General features: G+C 72.9%; 10 protein-coding genes. 4 read left to right on the top strand and 6 right to left on the bottom strand.

Annotated features, from left to right (window positions below; translation table 11 throughout):
- Positions 1-76: 76 nt before the first annotated feature.
- The gene (locus tag O7600_RS20380; protein WP_281589651.1) at positions 77-1,669 is read right to left on the bottom strand and encodes an ABC transporter permease; all 1,593 of its coding nucleotides are present in this window, start codon (positions 1,667-1,669) and stop codon (positions 77-79) included.
- Positions 1,666-2,568: an ABC transporter ATP-binding protein gene (locus O7600_RS20375; protein WP_281589649.1), complete on the bottom strand. Its 903-nt coding sequence runs from the start codon at positions 2,566-2,568 to the stop codon at positions 1,666-1,668. Before O7600_RS20375 ends, O7600_RS20380 begins: the two co-directional genes overlap by 4 nt.
- 66 nt (positions 2,569-2,634) lie before the next feature.
- On the opposite strand from O7600_RS20375, the gene O7600_RS20370 reads away from it, so the two are divergent.
- The gene (locus O7600_RS20370) at positions 2,635-3,159 is read left to right on the top strand and encodes a MarR family transcriptional regulator (protein ID WP_281589646.1); all 525 of its coding nucleotides are present in this window, start codon (positions 2,635-2,637) and stop codon (positions 3,157-3,159) included.
- 4 nt (positions 3,160-3,163) lie between these two features.
- Here O7600_RS20370 and O7600_RS20365 read toward each other — a convergent pair whose 3' ends face one another.
- Both O7600_RS20365 and O7600_RS20360 read right to left on the bottom strand, forming a co-directional pair.
- Positions 3,164-3,721 (bottom strand): response regulator, encoded by a 558-nt coding sequence (locus O7600_RS20365; protein WP_091565313.1) that lies wholly within the window; start codon positions 3,719-3,721, stop codon positions 3,164-3,166.
- Entirely contained in the window at positions 3,718-8,082 is a 4,365-nt protein-coding gene (locus tag O7600_RS20360; RefSeq protein WP_281589644.1) for a HAMP domain-containing protein, read from the bottom strand. Before O7600_RS20360 ends, O7600_RS20365 begins: the two co-directional genes overlap by 4 nt.
- Positions 8,083-8,262: 180 nt before the next feature.
- On the opposite strand from O7600_RS20360, the gene O7600_RS20355 reads away from it, so the two are divergent.
- Positions 8,263-10,332: a SpoIIE family protein phosphatase gene (locus O7600_RS20355; protein WP_281589642.1), complete on the top strand. Its 2,070-nt coding sequence runs from the start codon at positions 8,263-8,265 to the stop codon at positions 10,330-10,332.
- Positions 10,333-10,560: 228 nt separating this feature from the next.
- Here the strand turns inward: O7600_RS20355 and O7600_RS20350 are convergent, their stop codons facing one another.
- Entirely contained in the window at positions 10,561-12,150 is a 1,590-nt protein-coding gene (locus O7600_RS20350) for an FAD-binding oxidoreductase (RefSeq protein WP_281589640.1), read from the bottom strand.
- 92 nt (positions 12,151-12,242) lie between these two features.
- On the opposite strand from O7600_RS20350, the gene O7600_RS20345 reads away from it, so the two are divergent.
- Positions 12,243-14,336 (top strand): S9 family peptidase, encoded by a 2,094-nt coding sequence (locus O7600_RS20345; protein WP_281589638.1) that lies wholly within the window; start codon positions 12,243-12,245, stop codon positions 14,334-14,336.
- Between the two features lie 90 nt (positions 14,337-14,426).
- Here the strand turns inward: O7600_RS20345 and O7600_RS20340 are convergent, their stop codons facing one another.
- Positions 14,427-15,371, bottom strand: coding sequence for a threonine/serine dehydratase (locus O7600_RS20340; RefSeq protein ID WP_281589636.1), 945 nt, complete (start codon positions 15,369-15,371; stop codon positions 14,427-14,429).
- A 32-nt stretch (positions 15,372-15,403) separates the two neighbouring features.
- Between O7600_RS20340 and O7600_RS20335 the strand changes: the two genes are divergently transcribed.
- Positions 15,404-15,550, top strand: coding sequence for a hypothetical protein (locus O7600_RS20335; protein ID WP_172967869.1), 147 nt, complete (start codon positions 15,404-15,406; stop codon positions 15,548-15,550).
- Positions 15,551-15,556 lie beyond the last annotated feature (6 nt).

Here is a 15,556-nt window from a genome sequence, read left to right as displayed (position 1 = left end):
CTTGCACCTTGAGCCCCCGGTGCGGGGCGTTCACCCCTTTGTCGGGGCGGCAAGTGCAAGATCGGCGGGGTTGGTGTCACGTGACGGGGAGGTCGCGGCGGCGGAAGGTGAGCAGGCCGGTGGTGGTCAGGGCCACGGCCAGGACGGTGAGCGCGGCCAGCGGGGTCGCGGTCCAGGTGGGACGCAGCACCTGCGGGGTGTGCGTGAACGGGGACAGGTCCAGCAGCCATTGGTCCAGCTCCAGCACCGCGCCGAGCTGGCCGAGCAGCACGCAGACCGCCAGCGCCGCCCAGGCGGCCGGGGCGAGCCGGGGCAGCAGGCCGTAGAGCAGCACGGCGAGCCCGGCCAGCACCCACGCGGCCGGCACCTGGGCCAGACCCGCGCCGAGCATCCGGCCCATCTGCCGGGGCACGTCGCCCACGCTGAACCCGTAGGTCAGGCCGGTGGCCAGGCCGGTCGTCGCCAACACCACCACGGGGCCGAGCAGCGCGAACACCACGTGCGAGAGCAGCCAGGTCGACCGGTGCGTCCCGGTGGCGAGCACCGGCTCCGCCCGCCCGGCCGACTCCTCGGCGCGCATCCGCAGCGCGGCCTGGATCCCGTACCCGGCCGCGGCCAGCCCGACCAGGCTCAGCGTGGCGCCCAGGTAGGCGTCGGCCAGCCCGGAGGCCCCACCGAGCCGCGCCATGATCTGCTCCAGCTGCGGATTGCCCTCCACCGACCGGCCGGCCGCCTCGGCGGCGCCACCGAGGATCAACCCCAGCAGGCCGAACCCGACCGACCACCAGAGGATCTGCCCCCGGTGCAGCCGCCAGGCCAGGCCGAGCGGGCCGGACAACGCGCCGCCCGCGGCGGCCGGCCCGAGCCGGGGCGGGAGCACCCCCGCGCCCAGGTCGCGGCGGACCGAGACCGGGTACGCGAGCGCGGCGAGCAGCACCGTGGCGGCCAGCGGCAGCAGCAGCACCCACCACCGGTCCCCCTCGTAAGCGCGAACCCGCGCCGCCCAGCCCAGCGGCGACAGCCAGCTCGGCCAGTCGTTGCCGGCGGTGTCCCCGACCAGGCGCAGCCCGAAGGCGGCGCCGAGACCCGCGATGCCGATCCCCCGTGCTCCGCCCGCGGTCTCGGTGAGCTGCGCGGCCAGCCCGCCGAGCGTGGCGAACGCCATCCCGGTCAGCGCCACGGCGAGGCCGTAGGCGTACGAGCCGGCGGACGGCAGCCCGGTCGAGGCCAGGCCGGCGGCGGTGAGCAGGCCGAGCAGCAGGTCGGCCGCGTACGTGACCAGCAGCGCGGCGGTCAGCCCGGCGTACCGGCCGAGCACGCTGCCGCCGAGCAGCTCCCGCCGGCCGGCCTCCTCCTCGGTCCGGGTGTGCCGGATCACCGTCAGCAGGCTGGCCAGGCCGACGATCACCAGCAGGAAGCCGCTGCGCTGGGCGGTCAGCGCGCCCACGCTGTCGCCGTAGACCGGGCCGAGCAGCGCGACGATGGACGGGTTGCGGGCGGTGCCCTCGGTGTACGCGGCCCGCTCGGCCGCGGTCGGGAACAGCTCGAAGAAGCTGGCCGCGTACGACATCGGCAGCGCGGCGAGGACCAGCACCCAGAGCGGCAGCAGGACGCGGTCCCGGCGCAGGACCAGCCGGGCCAGGTGGCGGGTACCGGTGAGCGTGCTCACCGGGCCACCCCCTCGGGCGTCGTCTCGTAGTGCCGCAGGAACAGCTCCTCCAGCGTCGGTGGCGTGCTGACCAGGCTGCGGACGCCGAGTTCGGTGAGGCGGCGCAGCGCGGCGTCGAGCGCGGCGGCGTCCACGTCGAAGCGCACCCGCTGCCCGTCCACCCGCAGGTCGTGCACGCCCGGCAGGTCGGCCAGGCCGTCGAGCGGGGCGGCGACCTCGGCGTCGATCGCGGTGCGGTGCAGGTGACGCAGGTCGCCGAGCGTGCCCGACTCAACCGCACGGCCGGCCCGGATGATCGTCACCCGGTCGCAGAGCGCCTCCACCTCGGCCAGGATGTGGCTGGAGAGCAGCACGGTGCGGCCGTCCTGGCGGGCCCGGCGGACCCAGTGCTGGAAGACCTCCTCCATCAGCGGGTCGAGCCCGGAGGTCGGCTCGTCCAGGATGAGCAGTTCGACGTCGGAGGCGAGCGCGGCCACCAGGCCGACCTTCTGCCGGTTGCCCTTGGAGTAGGTGCGGCCCTTCTTGCGCGGGTCCAGCTCGAACGACTCCAGCAGCTCGGCGCGGCGCTTCGGGTCGAGCCCGCCGCGCAGGCGACCGAGCAGGTCGATCACCTCGCCGCCGCTGAGGTTGGGCCAGAGCGTGACGTCGCCCGGCACGTACGCGAGGCGACGGTGCAGGGTCACCGCGTCCCGCCACGGGTCGCCGCCGAGCAGTCGGACGGCCCCCGCGTCCGCCCGCAGCAGACCGAGCAGCACCCGGATGGTGGTCGACTTGCCGGACCCGTTGGGGCCGAGGAAGCCGTGCACCTCCCCGGTGCGGACGGTCAGGTCGAGTCCGTCGAGCGCCCGGGTCCGCCCGAACGTCTTCACGAGGCCGGACACCTCGATTGTGGTTTCCATGCTTCGGAAGCTACGCTCATTTCATAAACTTGTGAAGACAGTGAGATGTGAGAGACGATCGCGGGGATGAGCGCCGAGGAGACGACCGTGAGCCAGCCGTCGCACCACGACGAGGAGGAGGTCCACCTCTTCGTCGAGCGGATGGCGATGGCCTTCGCCGACGTCGGCTTCCCCCGGATGGCCGCCCGGGTGCTGTTCACCGTGATGAGCGCCGACAACCCGCTCACCGCCGGCGAGATCGGCGAACGACTGGGCGTGAGCGCGGCGGCCGTGAGCGGCGCGGTGCGCTACCTCACCCAGTTCGCCATGCTGGTCCGCGAGCCGGTCAAGGGCTCCCGGCGCGACCGCTACCGGATGCCCGACAACCCCTGGTACGAGGCGACCATCACCAAGACCACGCTCTACAAGACCTTCATCGACATCGCCGGCGGCGGCGTGGACGCGCTGCGCGGCCGGAGCACTCCGGCCGGCGAGCGGGTCGCCGAGATGCGCGACTTCTTCCTCTTCGTCCAGGAGGAGGTGGAGGCCCTCGGCGACCGGTGGCGGGCCCGACGCGCCGCCACCGGACACGGCGGCCCGGCCGAGGGCTGAGCCCTCAGCGGGTGTTGCCCCAGCGGGCCTGCTCCAGCAGGTCCGCCGCGCGCTCCCGGGTCGCCGGGTCGTCGTCGGTCCGCAGCAGCGTCGTCGCCTCGTCGACCGCGTCGGTGAGGTGCCGCCACTGCAGGTCCCGCTCCCGCACCAGGTCCGACTGGGCGGCGAGCTGCCGGGTCTTCACCCACAGCTCGACGAAGACCGACACCTTGGCCCGCAGCACCCACGGGTCGAACGGCTTGGTCAGGTAGTCGACCGCGCCCACCGCGTAGCCGCGCAGCGCGAGCTGGGCGTCCTTGTCCGCCGCGGTGAGGAAGATGATCGGCACGTGCCGGGTCCGCTCCCGCCGCTTGATGTGGGTGGCGGTCTCGAAGCCGTCCATGTCCGGCATCTGGGCGTCGAGCAGGATCACCGCGAAGTCGTCCACCAGGAGCTGCTTGAGCGCGGCCTCCCCGCTCTCCACCGCGACCGACTGCACCGGGAGACCCTGGAGGATCGCCTCCAGCGCCATCAGGTTCTCCCGCCGGTCGTCCACCAGCAGGGCCTTGGCCGTCTGCGTCACGCGTTCTCCTCGCCTCGACTCCGGCCGATCCAGGACGCCATCAGCTCGATCAGCTCGTCCAGATCCACCGGCTTGGTGATGTAGTCGCTACCGCCGGCCGCGAGCGCCGACTCCCGGTCGCCGGGCATCGCCTTGGCGGTCAGGAAGACGATCGGCAAGTCCGCGAACCGGTGGTTGCGGCGGATCTGCGCGGTCGTCTCGTACCCGTCCTGGTCCGGCATCATGGCGTCCATCAGGACGATGTCCACCTCCGGATGCTCGGCGAGCTGGCGGACACCGTCCACCCCGTTGTCCGAGTACAACACGGTCATCCCGTGCAGTTCCAACGCGGACGTCAGCGCGAACACGTTCCGCACGTCGTCGTCGATGATCAGCACGGTCACGCCGTCCAACCGCCGGGTCGTCGGCGTCTCCTGCGGCTGCGGCAGCTCCATCGGCATGAGCAGCGACGACGGCAGGCCCGCGCGGCTCGGCGACGGCGGCGACGGCGCCACCACCGCGTCCGGCGCCAGCACGTCCGGTACGAAGAGCGTGAACGTCGAGCCCTGACCGGGCGCGGACGACACGGTGATCGTGCCGCCGAGCAGACGGGCCAGGTCCCGGCTGATCGACAGGCCCAGGCCGGTGCCGCCGTAGCGGCGGCTGGTCGTGCCGTCGGCCTGCTGGAACGCCTCGAAGATCAGCGACAGCTTGTCGTCCGATATGCCGATCCCGGTGTCGATCACGGTGAACGCGATGACCCGCTGGGCGTTGGTCAACGCCGGCACGTCGAAGACCGCGTTGTCGGCCGCCGGACCGATGCGCAACGTCACCGCGCCGTTGTCGGTGAACTTCACCGCGTTGGAGAGCAGGTTGCGCAGGATCTGCTGCAACCGCTGCGCGTCGGTGACCAGCGCCGACGGCAGGTCCTGACTGACCCGGACCTGGAAGTCCAGGCCCTTCTCCTCGGCCTGCGGCGCGAACGCCTGCTCGACGTAGCCACGGATCTCGGCGAACTGGATCTCGGTGGGCTCCACGTCCATCCGACCCGCCTCGATCTTGGACAGGTCGAGGATGTCGTCGATCAGCGACAGCAGGTCCGACCCGGCGCCGTGGATGGTCCGGGCGAACTCGATCTGCTTCGCGCTGAGGTTGCGCTCCGGGTTCTCCGCCAGCAGCCGGGCCAGCAGGAGCAACGAGTTCAGCGGCGTCCGCAGCTCGTGGCTCATGTTGGCCAGGAACTCCGACTTGTACGCCGACGCCCGGGTCAGCTGCTGCGCCTTCTCCTCCAGGCCGAGCCGGGCCAGTTCGATCTCCCGGTTCTGCGTCTCGATGTTGGCCTTCTGCTCCGACAGCAGCTTCGCCTTGTCCTCCAGCTCGGCGTTGGTGCGCTGCAACTCCGCCGACTGGTCCTGCATCTCGTGTGCCAGCCGCTGCGACTGCGCCAGCAACTCCTCCGTACGCCGGTTGGCCTGGATGGTGTTGACCGCGACGCCGATGGTGAGCACCAACCGCTCCAGGAACGCCAGGTGCAGCTCGGAGAAGGTGGTCACGCCGGCGAACTCGATCACGCCGAGCAGCTCGCCCTCGAACAGCACCGGGAGCACCACCAGGTCGGCCGGCGGCGTGTCGGCCAGCCCGGAGCGCACCACCAGCCGCCCGTCCGGCTGGGCCTTGACCCGGATGGTCCGGCGGGACAGCGCGGCCTGGCCGACCAGCCCCTCGCCGGGGCCGAACGTGACATCGTGGCCCCGGGCCACGTACCCGTAGGAGGCGGTGAGCCGCAGCCGCATGCTGCCCTCGGAGCTGTCCGCCAGGAAGAACGCGCCGAGCTGCGCGTCCACCAGCGGCGTCACCTCCTGCATGATCATGCGGCAGACCTCGCCCAGGTCCCGCTGGCCCTGCAACAGGCCGCCGATGCGGGCCAGGTTGGAGTCGAGCCAGCCCTGCTCGGCGTTCTTCTTGGTCGTCTCCCGGAGGGTGACGATCATCTGGTTGATGTTGTCCTTCAGCTCGGCGACCTCGCCCTGCGCCTTCACGTTGATCCGCTGGGTCAGGTCCCCACGGGTCACCGACGTGGAGACCTGCGCGATGGCGCGCAACTGCGTGGTCAGGGTCGAGGCGAGCTGGTTGACGTTCTCGGTGAGGTCGCGCCAGGTGCCGGAGACGCCCTTCACCTGGGCCTGGCCGCCGAGCTTGCCCTCGGTGCCCACCTCACGCGCCACCCGGGTCACCTCGTCGGCGAACGACGACAGCTGGTCGACCATCGTGTTGACGGTGTTCTTCAGCTCCAGGATCTCGCCCTGCGCGTCCACCGTGATCTTCTGGCCCAGGTCACCCCGCGCCACCGCCGTGGTGACCGACGCGATGTTGCGGACCTGACTGGTCAGGTTCGACCCCATCGAGTTCACGTTGTCGGTCAGGTCCCGCCACGTGCCGGACACGCCCTTCACCTGGGCCTGACCACCCAGCTTGCCCTCGGTGCCCACCTCACGCGCCACCCGGGTCACCTCGTCGGCGAACGACGACAGCTGGTCGACCATCGTGTTGACGGTGGACTTCAGCTCCAGGATCTCGCCCTGCGCGTCCACCGTGATCTTCTGCGACAGGTCGCCCTTCGCCACCGCTGTCGACACCTGGGCGATGTTCCGGACCTGGGCGGTCAGGTTCGACGCCATCGAGTTCACGTTGTCGGTCAGGTCGCGCCAGGTGCCCGCCACGCCGCGCACCTGGGCCTGACCGCCGAGCTTGCCCTCGGTGCCCACCTCGCGCGCCACCCGGGTCACCTCGTCGGCGAACGACGACAGCTGGTCCACCATCGTGTTCACCGTGGACTTCAGCTCCAGGATCTCGCCCCGGGCGTCCACCGTGATCTTCTGCGACAGGTCGCCCTTCGCCACCGCCGTGGTGACCGACGCGATGTTCCGCACCTGGCTGGTCAGGTTCGACGCCATCGAGTTCACGTTGTCGGTCAGGTCCCGCCACGTGCCCGAGACACCCTTCACCTGCGCCTGACCGCCCAACTTGCCCTCGGTGCCCACCTCGCGCGCCACGCGCGTCACCTCGTCGGCGAACGACGACAACTGGTCGACCATCGTGTTCACGGTGTTCTTCAGCTCCAGGATCTCGCCCTGCGCGTCCACCGTGATCTTCTGACCCAGGTCCCCCTTCGCCACCGCGGTGGAGACCTGGGAGATGTTGCGGACCTGGCTGGTCAGGTTGCCGGCCAACTGGTTGACGTTCTCGGTGAGGTCACGCCAGGTGCCGGAGACGCCGCGCACCTGCGCCTGGCCGCCCAGCTTCCCCTCGATGCCGACCTCACGGGCCACCCGGGTCACCTCGTCGGCGAACGAGGACAACTGGTCCACCATCGTGTTGACGGTGTCCTTCAGCTCCAGGATCTCGCCCTGCGCCGCCACCGTGATCTTCTGGCTCAGGTCGCCCTTGGCCACCGCCGTCGACACCTGGGCGATGTTGCGCACCTGGGAGGTCAGGTTCGACGCCATCGAGTTGACGTTGTCGGTCAGGTCCTTCCAGGTGCCGGCCACGCCCGGCACCTCGGCCTGGCCGCCGAGCTTGCCCTCGGTGCCCACCTCACGGGCCACCCGGGTCACCTGCTCGGCGAAGAGCCGCAGCGTGTCGGTGAGCGAGTTCATCGTGTCGGCCAGCTCGGCCACCTCGCCGCGCGCCCCGACCGTGATCTTCTGCGACAGGTCGCCCTTCGCCACCGCGGTCGCCACCTGGGAGATCGACCGCACCTGACCGGTGAGGTTCGACGCCATGGTGTTCACCGAGTCGGTGAGGTCCTTCCAGGTGCCGGCGACACCGCGCACGTCGGCCTGACCGCCCAGCTTGCCCTCGGTGCCCACCTCACGGGCCACCCGGGTCACCTCGTCGGCGAACGACGAGAGCTGGTCCACCATCGTGTTCACGGTCCGGCCGATGCGCAGGTACTCGCCGCGCAGCGGGCGCCCGTCGATCTCCAGCGCCATGTGCTGGGACAGGTCGCCGTCGGCCACCGCCACGATCACCCGGGCGATCTCGGTGGTCGGCCGACCCAGGTCGTCGATCAGCGAGTTGATCGCCCGCTGCCCCTCCGCCCAGGAGCCGTCCAGCCCCTCGTCGTCGAGTCGTTCGGTGAGCCGCCCGTCCCGGCCGACGATCCGGCTGATCCGGCGCAGGTCCAGGTGCTGCCGCTCCTGCATCGACACCACGTCGTTGAACGCGTCGGCGACCTCGCCGGACAGACCCGCCCGCCGGGGCAGGCGGACCCGGAGGTCACCGCGGGCCACCCGCTGCAGCGCCTCGACCAGCTCGCCGAGGAGCACCTCGTGGTCGGACGCGGACGGATCCGCGGTCACCGACTGTTTCGCCGTGGTCATCATTCCTCGCTCAGCTCGGGGCCCACCGGCTCGTGCCGACACGCGGCCATCCCATCATTGTGCCGCGCGTTCCGTCGAGGTCACCGCCCGCCGACAGCGCGTCACGCGCCGTATTCGCCCGACTGGTCGGTTCGGCCGGGGCGCTTGGCACCCGGGGTGGCTGCGGTAGAGGATACGAAGGTGTCAGCGGAGGTGGAGCCGACCCTGAGTGGCGGCACGGACGAGCACGTCCGACGCGTCCGCCTCCCCGCCGACCGGCGCACCCCCGCGGCCGCCCGGGCGTTGGTCCGCGCCATGCTCCTCGAGGCCGGTCTGCCCGAACTGCTCAACGAGGCGCTGCTGCTCACCACCGAGCTGACCACCAACGCGGTCGAGCACGCGCGTACCGAACTGGACATCGAGGTCGAGGCCGACCGCGCCGGCCTCACCGTGACCGTCACCGACTTCGCCTCCGGGCCGGTCGACGAGCTGACCGTCGGTGTGCGCAACACCACCTCCGACATCACCGAGGTGGCCGCTCGCGGCCGTGGCCTGCTGCTGGTCGACCACTTCGCCAGCCGCTGGGGCACCACCTACCTCCCCACCGGCAAGGGCGTCTGGTTCCGGCTCGACCGCCCCGGCCCGCGCGGACCCGGCCGGCCGGCCGCCGCCCGAGCCTGGGTGGCGACCGCCGGGACGGAACGGTCCGACGACGGTACGCCGAGCGCCGCCGCCATGAGCGAGCTGATGCAGACCACCCCCGACGCGTACGCCGACGACCCGCTGCCGGAGTTCGCCACCGGACTGCTCACCCGGGTCGCCGAGATGGTGGGCGCCGCCGGCGGCACCGTCCGGCTGGACCGGGGCGACGGGCAGGGCACCCAGGTCTTCGCCCGCTACGGCCGGCAACCCCGGGAGGGCAACGAGCTGCTCCGTGTCCCGCTCGCCGTGCACCGCCCGTACGCCGGCGAGCTGGAGCTGGACGCGGCGCCGTCGACGTACGCCCGGCCGCTGGCCGTGCTCGCCGCCGAGCGACTCTCGCTGCACCTGGAGAACGACCGGCTGCGCCGGGCCGACGTACGCCGCTCCGCCTGGCTCACGTTCCTCGCCGAGGCCAGCGAGTTGCTCGCCCAGTCCCTGGACGTCGAGTTGACCATGGCGCTCGTCCCGCAGCTCGTGGTGCCCCGGCTCGGCCAGTGGTGCGCGGTGCACACCACCGACGAGTGGGGGCGGCTGCGCCTCGCCGCGTCCAGCCACGCCGACGAGGCGATGCTGCCCCACCTGCACCGGGTGCTGCAGGAGACCGGCCCGGACTCGGTCCAGTCCCGGCTGCGCGAGGCGTCCCGCAGCGCCGCGCAGGTGCCGCTGGGCGGCCCGGTGGACGGCATCGCCGTACCGTTGATCGCCCGTGGCCAGCGGCTCGGCACCCTGGCGGTGGGCCGGCACCAACGGCACCGGCACGACCCGGACGAGGTCTCGGTGCTGGAGGACGTGGCCCGGCGGGCCGCGCTGGCCATCGAGAACGCGCGCATCCACGCCGAACGCCGCCGCGTCGCGCAGACGCTCCAGCAGTCGCTGCTGCCGCCGGTGCTCCCGGTGGTCGAGGGCATCGGTTTCGCCGCCGAGTACGTCCCGACCGGCGACGACGCCGAGGTCGGCGGCGACTTCTACGACGTGGTGCCGTTGCCGGACGGCCGCTGGCTGGTGGTCGTCGGTGACGTGTCCGGCAAGGGCGTGCAGGCGGCGGCCGTGACCGGCCTGGTCCGGGACGTGATCCGGGTCCTGGTGGGCGACGGCAAGCCCCTGCCGGAGGTGCTCGGCCGGCTCAACGAGACACTCGTCGAACGCGGCGGCGGGCGCTACTGCACGCTGGCCCTGGCGGCGGTCGCGCCCGGCGACGGCGACCAGCTCGACGTGGCCCTGCACCTGGCCGGCCACGACCGGCCGGTGCTGCTGCACGGCGGTGGCGGCGCGACGTTCGTCGGCACCGGCGGCACCGCGCTCGGCCTGCTCGACACGATCACCACCCCCACCGCCGAACTGGCGCTCAAGCCCGGCGACTCGTTGATCTTCTACACCGACGGGGTCACCGAGCGGCGGCGCGGCCGGGAGCTGTTCGGCACCGAGCGGCTGCGCGAGTCGGCGGCGCCGCTGGCGGGCTACTCGGCCGACGTGGTCGCGGCACGGCTGCGCGCCGCCACCATCGCGTTCTCGGTGGAACCACCCCGCGACGACATAGCCGTCCTGGTCCTCCGCAACGACACCCCCTAACCCCCCGCTCCGCCCCCCCCGCTCCGCTCCGTCGATCATGAAGTTGACCGCACAATTCACCCCTTTTGTCCCAGCCAACCTCATGATCGACCCCCTCTCCCCACGTCGATCAAGGAGTTTGGGTGTCGGGCGGCGTCCGAGGCCGACGCGAACTCCTTGATCGACGGGCCGGGAGGCGGAGGTCCCGCGCGGTGGTGGAGGAGCCCGAGGTAGGTGGCTGCGGAGTGGTCAGAGGCCGCCGGGGAGCCGGCCGGGGGCGAGACGGTGGTGCGGATCCAGGTGGGCCTTGGCGCTGCGGAGCCGGGGCAGCGCCGGCAACTCGCCCCAGAGGTCGACGGCGTGGCGCACCGGGGCGGGCGCCGCCACCACCACACAGCGGCCCTGCCGGGCGATCAGCACGCTGCGGACCGCGGTGAGGATCGAAGCGACCCGCGCGGGCGGCAGCGCGCCGGGCAACGCGGCGTGGACGGCGCCGATCCCGGCGGAGCCGCGTACCGGCACGGGCGTGCCGGCCGCGTCGCGCAGCGCGTATACGGCGGCGTGCAGGTCGTTGATCGGCACCTCGATGCGCAGCGCGGTGTCGCCCGGGGCGAACGGGTAGCGCCCCCACCACTCGGGCGCGTGGTGATTGACCACGGCCTCGACCCCGAGCACGGCGGTCAGTCGCTCGGCCCGTTCGGTCACGTCGGCCGGACCGCCCTCCAGCAGCACCACCAGGCTGCCCGCCGCGGGCCGGCCGGTCACCGCCGGGTGGTCGGGTCGACCGGCGACCGAGGGGTGGCTCGCCGGGATCCGACGACGGGGCAGGGGCACCGGCACCGGCAGGTCCAGCTCCACGGCGGCCGGCTCGACGCCGGCGGCGAGCACCGCGCGGACCAGGTCGTGCACCTCCAGCGGAGTCCACACCGGACGGGACACCCAGAGCCGGCCGGCCGGCAGCGCCTGCACCCGCATGGTGGCCGACACCAGCACGCCGAGCCCGCCCTGTGAGCCGCAGAGCAACCGGGCCACGTCCAGCCCGGGCAGGTCCCCCCGACCGAGCACGGCATCACCGCCGGCAACGACACCACCGAACAGGAGTGGGCCGCCCCCGACCGCACCCCCGCCGACCGGGCCACCTCGAGCAGACGAACCCACGCCGCCCAACGAGCCCCCACCCGACGAGCCCTCGCCCGGCGGACCCCCACCCAGCGAACCGCCGCCGAAGAGCGCGCCGCCGCCGATGTCGAAGGCACCCGCCGGCGCCGCCCGCCCGAGCCGCACCGTGCCGGACTCGCCGACACTGACCAGCTCGCCGTCGGCGTCCAGGTAGCGCACGCCGACGAGTTGCGCGCACGGGCTGCCGTGCCGGTGGCGCAACGGGCCGGCCTCGTCGGCGGCGAGCACGCCGCCCAGCGTCGCGCCGGGTGAGGGCGCGTCGATCGGGAGCCGCCGGCCGGTGCGGCCGAGTGCGGCCTGGACCGCCCGCAACGGGGTGCCCGCGCCGATCTCGGCCACGGCGGCGACCTGCGGCTCGTGCCACACCCCGGCGAGCCGGCCGGTGTCGAGCAGGATGTCGACCTGGCCCGGGGCGGCACCCCAGTCGATCTTCGTGCCGGCGCCGCGCGGGACCACCGTCAGTTCGTGCGCCGCGGCCAGCCGTAGCACCTCGGCGGCGGCGTGCGGGCCGCCCGGCACGGCCACCCACCGGGCGGTGCGGCCGGCCACCTCGTCGGCCGGCCCGGCGAAACGGGCGAACGGCGGACCGCAGATCTCGGCCAGCTTCCGGGTGATGTCGAGGGCTCCGGGTCGGTCGGTGGAACGTGCAGCAGCCGCCATGGCGGTTATCGTACACATGTTCGAAAGACCTGGTGGCGGATCGGTGCGGCGCGCTCGCCCGGCGGCGGCCCGCCGACCGGTAACGTGGCGCCGTGACCACGACCCCACCACCTGTCGCCAAGCGCGTTCCGGCCGAGCGGACCCACCACGGCGACACGGTCGTCGACGAGTACGCGTGGCTCGCCACCAAGGACGACCCGGACACGATCGCCTACCTGGACGCCGAGAACGCCCACACCGAGTCGCGCACCGCGCACCTGGCCGGGCTGCGCGCGGAGCTGTTCGAGGAGACGCGCCGGCGCACCCAGGAGACCGACCTGTCGGTGCCGACCCGCAAGGACGGCCACTGGTACTACACCCGCACCGTCGAGGGGCAGCAGTACGGCGTGCACTGCCGGCGGGCGGTCCGCCCGGACGAGACCGCGCCCCCGGTCAGCGCGGACGGCGCCCCGCTCGACGGTGAGGAGGTGCTGCTCGACGGCAACCAGCTCGCCGAGGGGCACGACTTCTTCTCCCTGGGCGCGTTCGACGTCAGCCCGGACGGGCGCTGGTTGGCCTACTCCACCGACTTCTCCGGCGACGAGCGGTTCACGCTGCGGATCAAGGACCTGGTCACCGGCGAGGTGCGGCCGGACGAGATCCCGGACACGTTCTACGGCACGGCGTGGTCCGCCGACGCCTCCACGCTGTTCTACGTGACGGTCGACGACGCGTGGCGGCCGAACCGGGTGTGGCGGCACACGGTGGGCACCCCGTCGAGCGAGGACGTGGTGGTGCACCAGGAAGACGACGAGCGGTTCTGGGTCGGCGTCGAGCTGACCCGGTCCGAACGCTTCGTGGTCATCGACATCCACAGCAAGATCACCAGCGAGGTCCGGGTGATCCCGGCCGCGAACCCGACCGGCGAACCCGCCGTCGTGGCCCCGCGGCGTCAGGGCGTCGAGTACGCGGTGGAGCACCACGGCCACCGCTTCCTGATCCTGCACAACGACGGGGCGGAGGACTTCGCGCTGGCGTACACCTCGGCGGACGCGCCGGGCGAGTGGACGCCGCTGATCCCGCACACCCCGGGCACCCGGCTGGAGGCGGTCGACGCGTTCGAGAACCACCTCGTGGTGTCGTTGCGCGCCAACGGGCTGACCGGGCTGCGGGTGCTGCCGGTCGGCAGCGACGACAGCTGGGACATCGACTTCCCCGAGCCGATCTACAGCGTCGGGCTGGACGCGAACCCGGAATACCGCACGGGCACGGTTCGGCTGCGCTACACCTCGCTGGTCACCCCCGACTCGGTCTACGACTACGACCTGGTCACCCGGGAGCTGACGCTGCGCCGGCAGAAGCCGGTACGGCCCGGGCCGGACGGGCGGGCGTACGACCCGGCCGACTACGAGCAGCACCGGGACTGGGCGCTGGCCGACGACGGCACCCGCGTACCGATCTCGCTGGTCTGCCGCCGCGACACCCCGCGCGACGGCTCCGCGCCCGCGGTCATCTACGGCTACGGCTCGTACGAGGCGAGCATGGACCCGTGGTTCTCGATCGCCCGGCTGAGTCTGCTCGACCGTGGCGTCATCTTCGCGGTCGCGCACATCCGGGGCGGCGGCGAGCTGGGCCGGCGCTGGTACGACGAGGGCAAGCTGCTGGCCAAGAAGAACACCTTCACCGACTTCGTGGCCTGCGCCCGGCACCTGGTCAAGGCCGGCTGGACGGCGAGCGACCGGCTGGTCGCCCGGGGCGCCTCGGCCGGTGGCCTGCTGATGGGCGCGGTGGCGAACCTCGCCCCGGACGCGTTCGCCGGGATCGTCGCGCAGGTGCCGTTCGTGGACGCGCTGACCTCGATCCTCGACCCGTCGCTGCCGCTGACGGTCACCGAGTGGGAGGAGTGGGGCAACCCGCTGGACGACCCCGAGGTCTACTCGTACATGAAGTCGTACACCCCGTACGAGAACGTGACCTCCGCCGACTACCCGGCGATCCTGGCCGTGACCAGCCTGAACGACACCCGGGTGCTCTACCACGAGCCGGCCAAGTGGGTCGCCCGGCTGCGCGCGCTCGCGCCGCAGGGCGACTACCTGCTGAAGACCGAGATGGGCGCCGGGCACGGCGGGCCGAGCGGCCGGTACGACGCCTGGCGCGAGGAGGCGTTCGTCAACGCCTGGACCCTCGACCGCCTCGGCCGCGCCTGAACCTGGAGTGTAAGGAAGGGCCCCTTGTTAACAGCGAGCTGTTAACAAGGGGCCCTTCCTCTACCGGAGACGTTAAGAAGGGGCCCTTCCTTACACCGCGAGCGCGGCGGCGAGCACTGCCGGATCGGCGTTGCCGCCGGTGACCACCGCGACGGTACGCCCGCCCGGCAGCTCGTCGCGGTGGAACAGCCGGGCGGCCAGCGCGACCGCGCCGCTCGGCTCGGCCACCAGGCGCGCGTCCCGCAGCACCCGTCCGGTGGCCGCCATGATCTCGTCCTCGGTCACCGTGACGATGCCGTCGAGCCGCTCCCGCAGGTGGGCCAGCGTCCGCGCGGACAGGTTGGTCCGCAGCCCGTCGGCGCAGGTCCGGTAGGTGCGGTCGACGTCCCAGACCACCACCTCGCCGGCGGCGAGCGACTCCACGGCGTCGGCGGCCAGCTCCGGTTCCACCCCGATCACGGCGGCCGACGGGCGCAGCGCCTTGACCGCGGTGGCGACGCCCGAGCCGAGCCCGCCGCCGCCCACCGGCACCAGCACCACGTCGACGTCGGGCAGGTCGGCGACGATCTCCAGCCCGACGGTGCCCTGCCCGGCGATGACCGCCGGGTGGTCGAACGGGGGCACGAGCGCCGCCCTGGTCTCCGCCGCGATCCGCTCCGCCTCGGCGAGCCGGCGGGCCGGCGGCACCGTCCGCACGTCCGCGCCGAGCGCCCGCATCCGGGCCACCTTGACCTCGGGCGCGCCCGCGGGCACCACCACGACGCAGGGCACCCCGAACGCGCGGGCCGCGTACGCCAGCGCCTGCCCGTGGTTGCCGGAGGAGTGGGTGACCACGCCGCGGGACCGGACGTCCGGGGCGAGCCGGGCCACCGCGTGGGTGGCGCCGCGCAGCTTGAACGACCCCACCGGTTGCAGGTTCTCCGGCTTGAGCCACAGCTCCTCGTCCCAGGGCGCCGGCAGCAGCGGGGTGCGCACCACGGTGCCCGCCAGGTCGTCGGCGGCGGTCCGGACGTCAGCGATCGCGATCAGCTCCATCGCACCATCCTGCCCGCACCTAGACTGCCGGGATGACCGACGAGGAGCAGCCGGCGGCGCGGCGCGGGCCGACCTGGTTGATCCTCCTGGTGGTCGCCGCCGCGCTGGCGGTCTGCTGCTGCTCCACGGTGATCGGGCTGGCCGTGGCCGGGTCCGCCGGTCTGCTCGGCGGGCGCTGACCGCCC

Origin of the sequence: Micromonospora sp. WMMA1998, assembly GCF_027497375.1 — a bacterium.
GTDB classification, from domain to species: domain Bacteria; phylum Actinomycetota; class Actinomycetes; order Mycobacteriales; family Micromonosporaceae; genus Micromonospora; species Micromonospora sediminicola.
Note: the sequence above shows the minus strand (reverse complement) of the source record. Positions and strands in the feature narration are given on the sequence as shown.

Excerpts from the sequence above, each read along its gene's own strand:
- O7600_RS20360 (WP_281589644.1), bottom strand. The coding sequence starts at position 8,082 with ATGACCACGGCGAAACAGTCGGTGACCGCGGATCCGTCCGCGTCCGAC.
- O7600_RS20375 (WP_281589649.1), bottom strand. The coding sequence starts at position 2,568 with ATGGAAACCACAATCGAGGTGTCCGGCCTCGTGAAGACGTTCGGGCGG.
- O7600_RS20350 (WP_281589640.1), bottom strand. The coding sequence starts at position 12,150 with ATGGCGGCTGCTGCACGTTCCACCGACCGACCCGGAGCCCTCGACATC.
- O7600_RS20370 (WP_281589646.1), top strand. The coding sequence starts at position 2,635 with ATGAGCGCCGAGGAGACGACCGTGAGCCAGCCGTCGCACCACGACGAG.
- O7600_RS20335 (WP_172967869.1), top strand. The coding sequence starts at position 15,404 with ATGACCGACGAGGAGCAGCCGGCGGCGCGGCGCGGGCCGACCTGGTTG.
- O7600_RS20340 (WP_281589636.1), bottom strand. The coding sequence starts at position 15,371 with ATGGAGCTGATCGCGATCGCTGACGTCCGGACCGCCGCCGACGACCTG.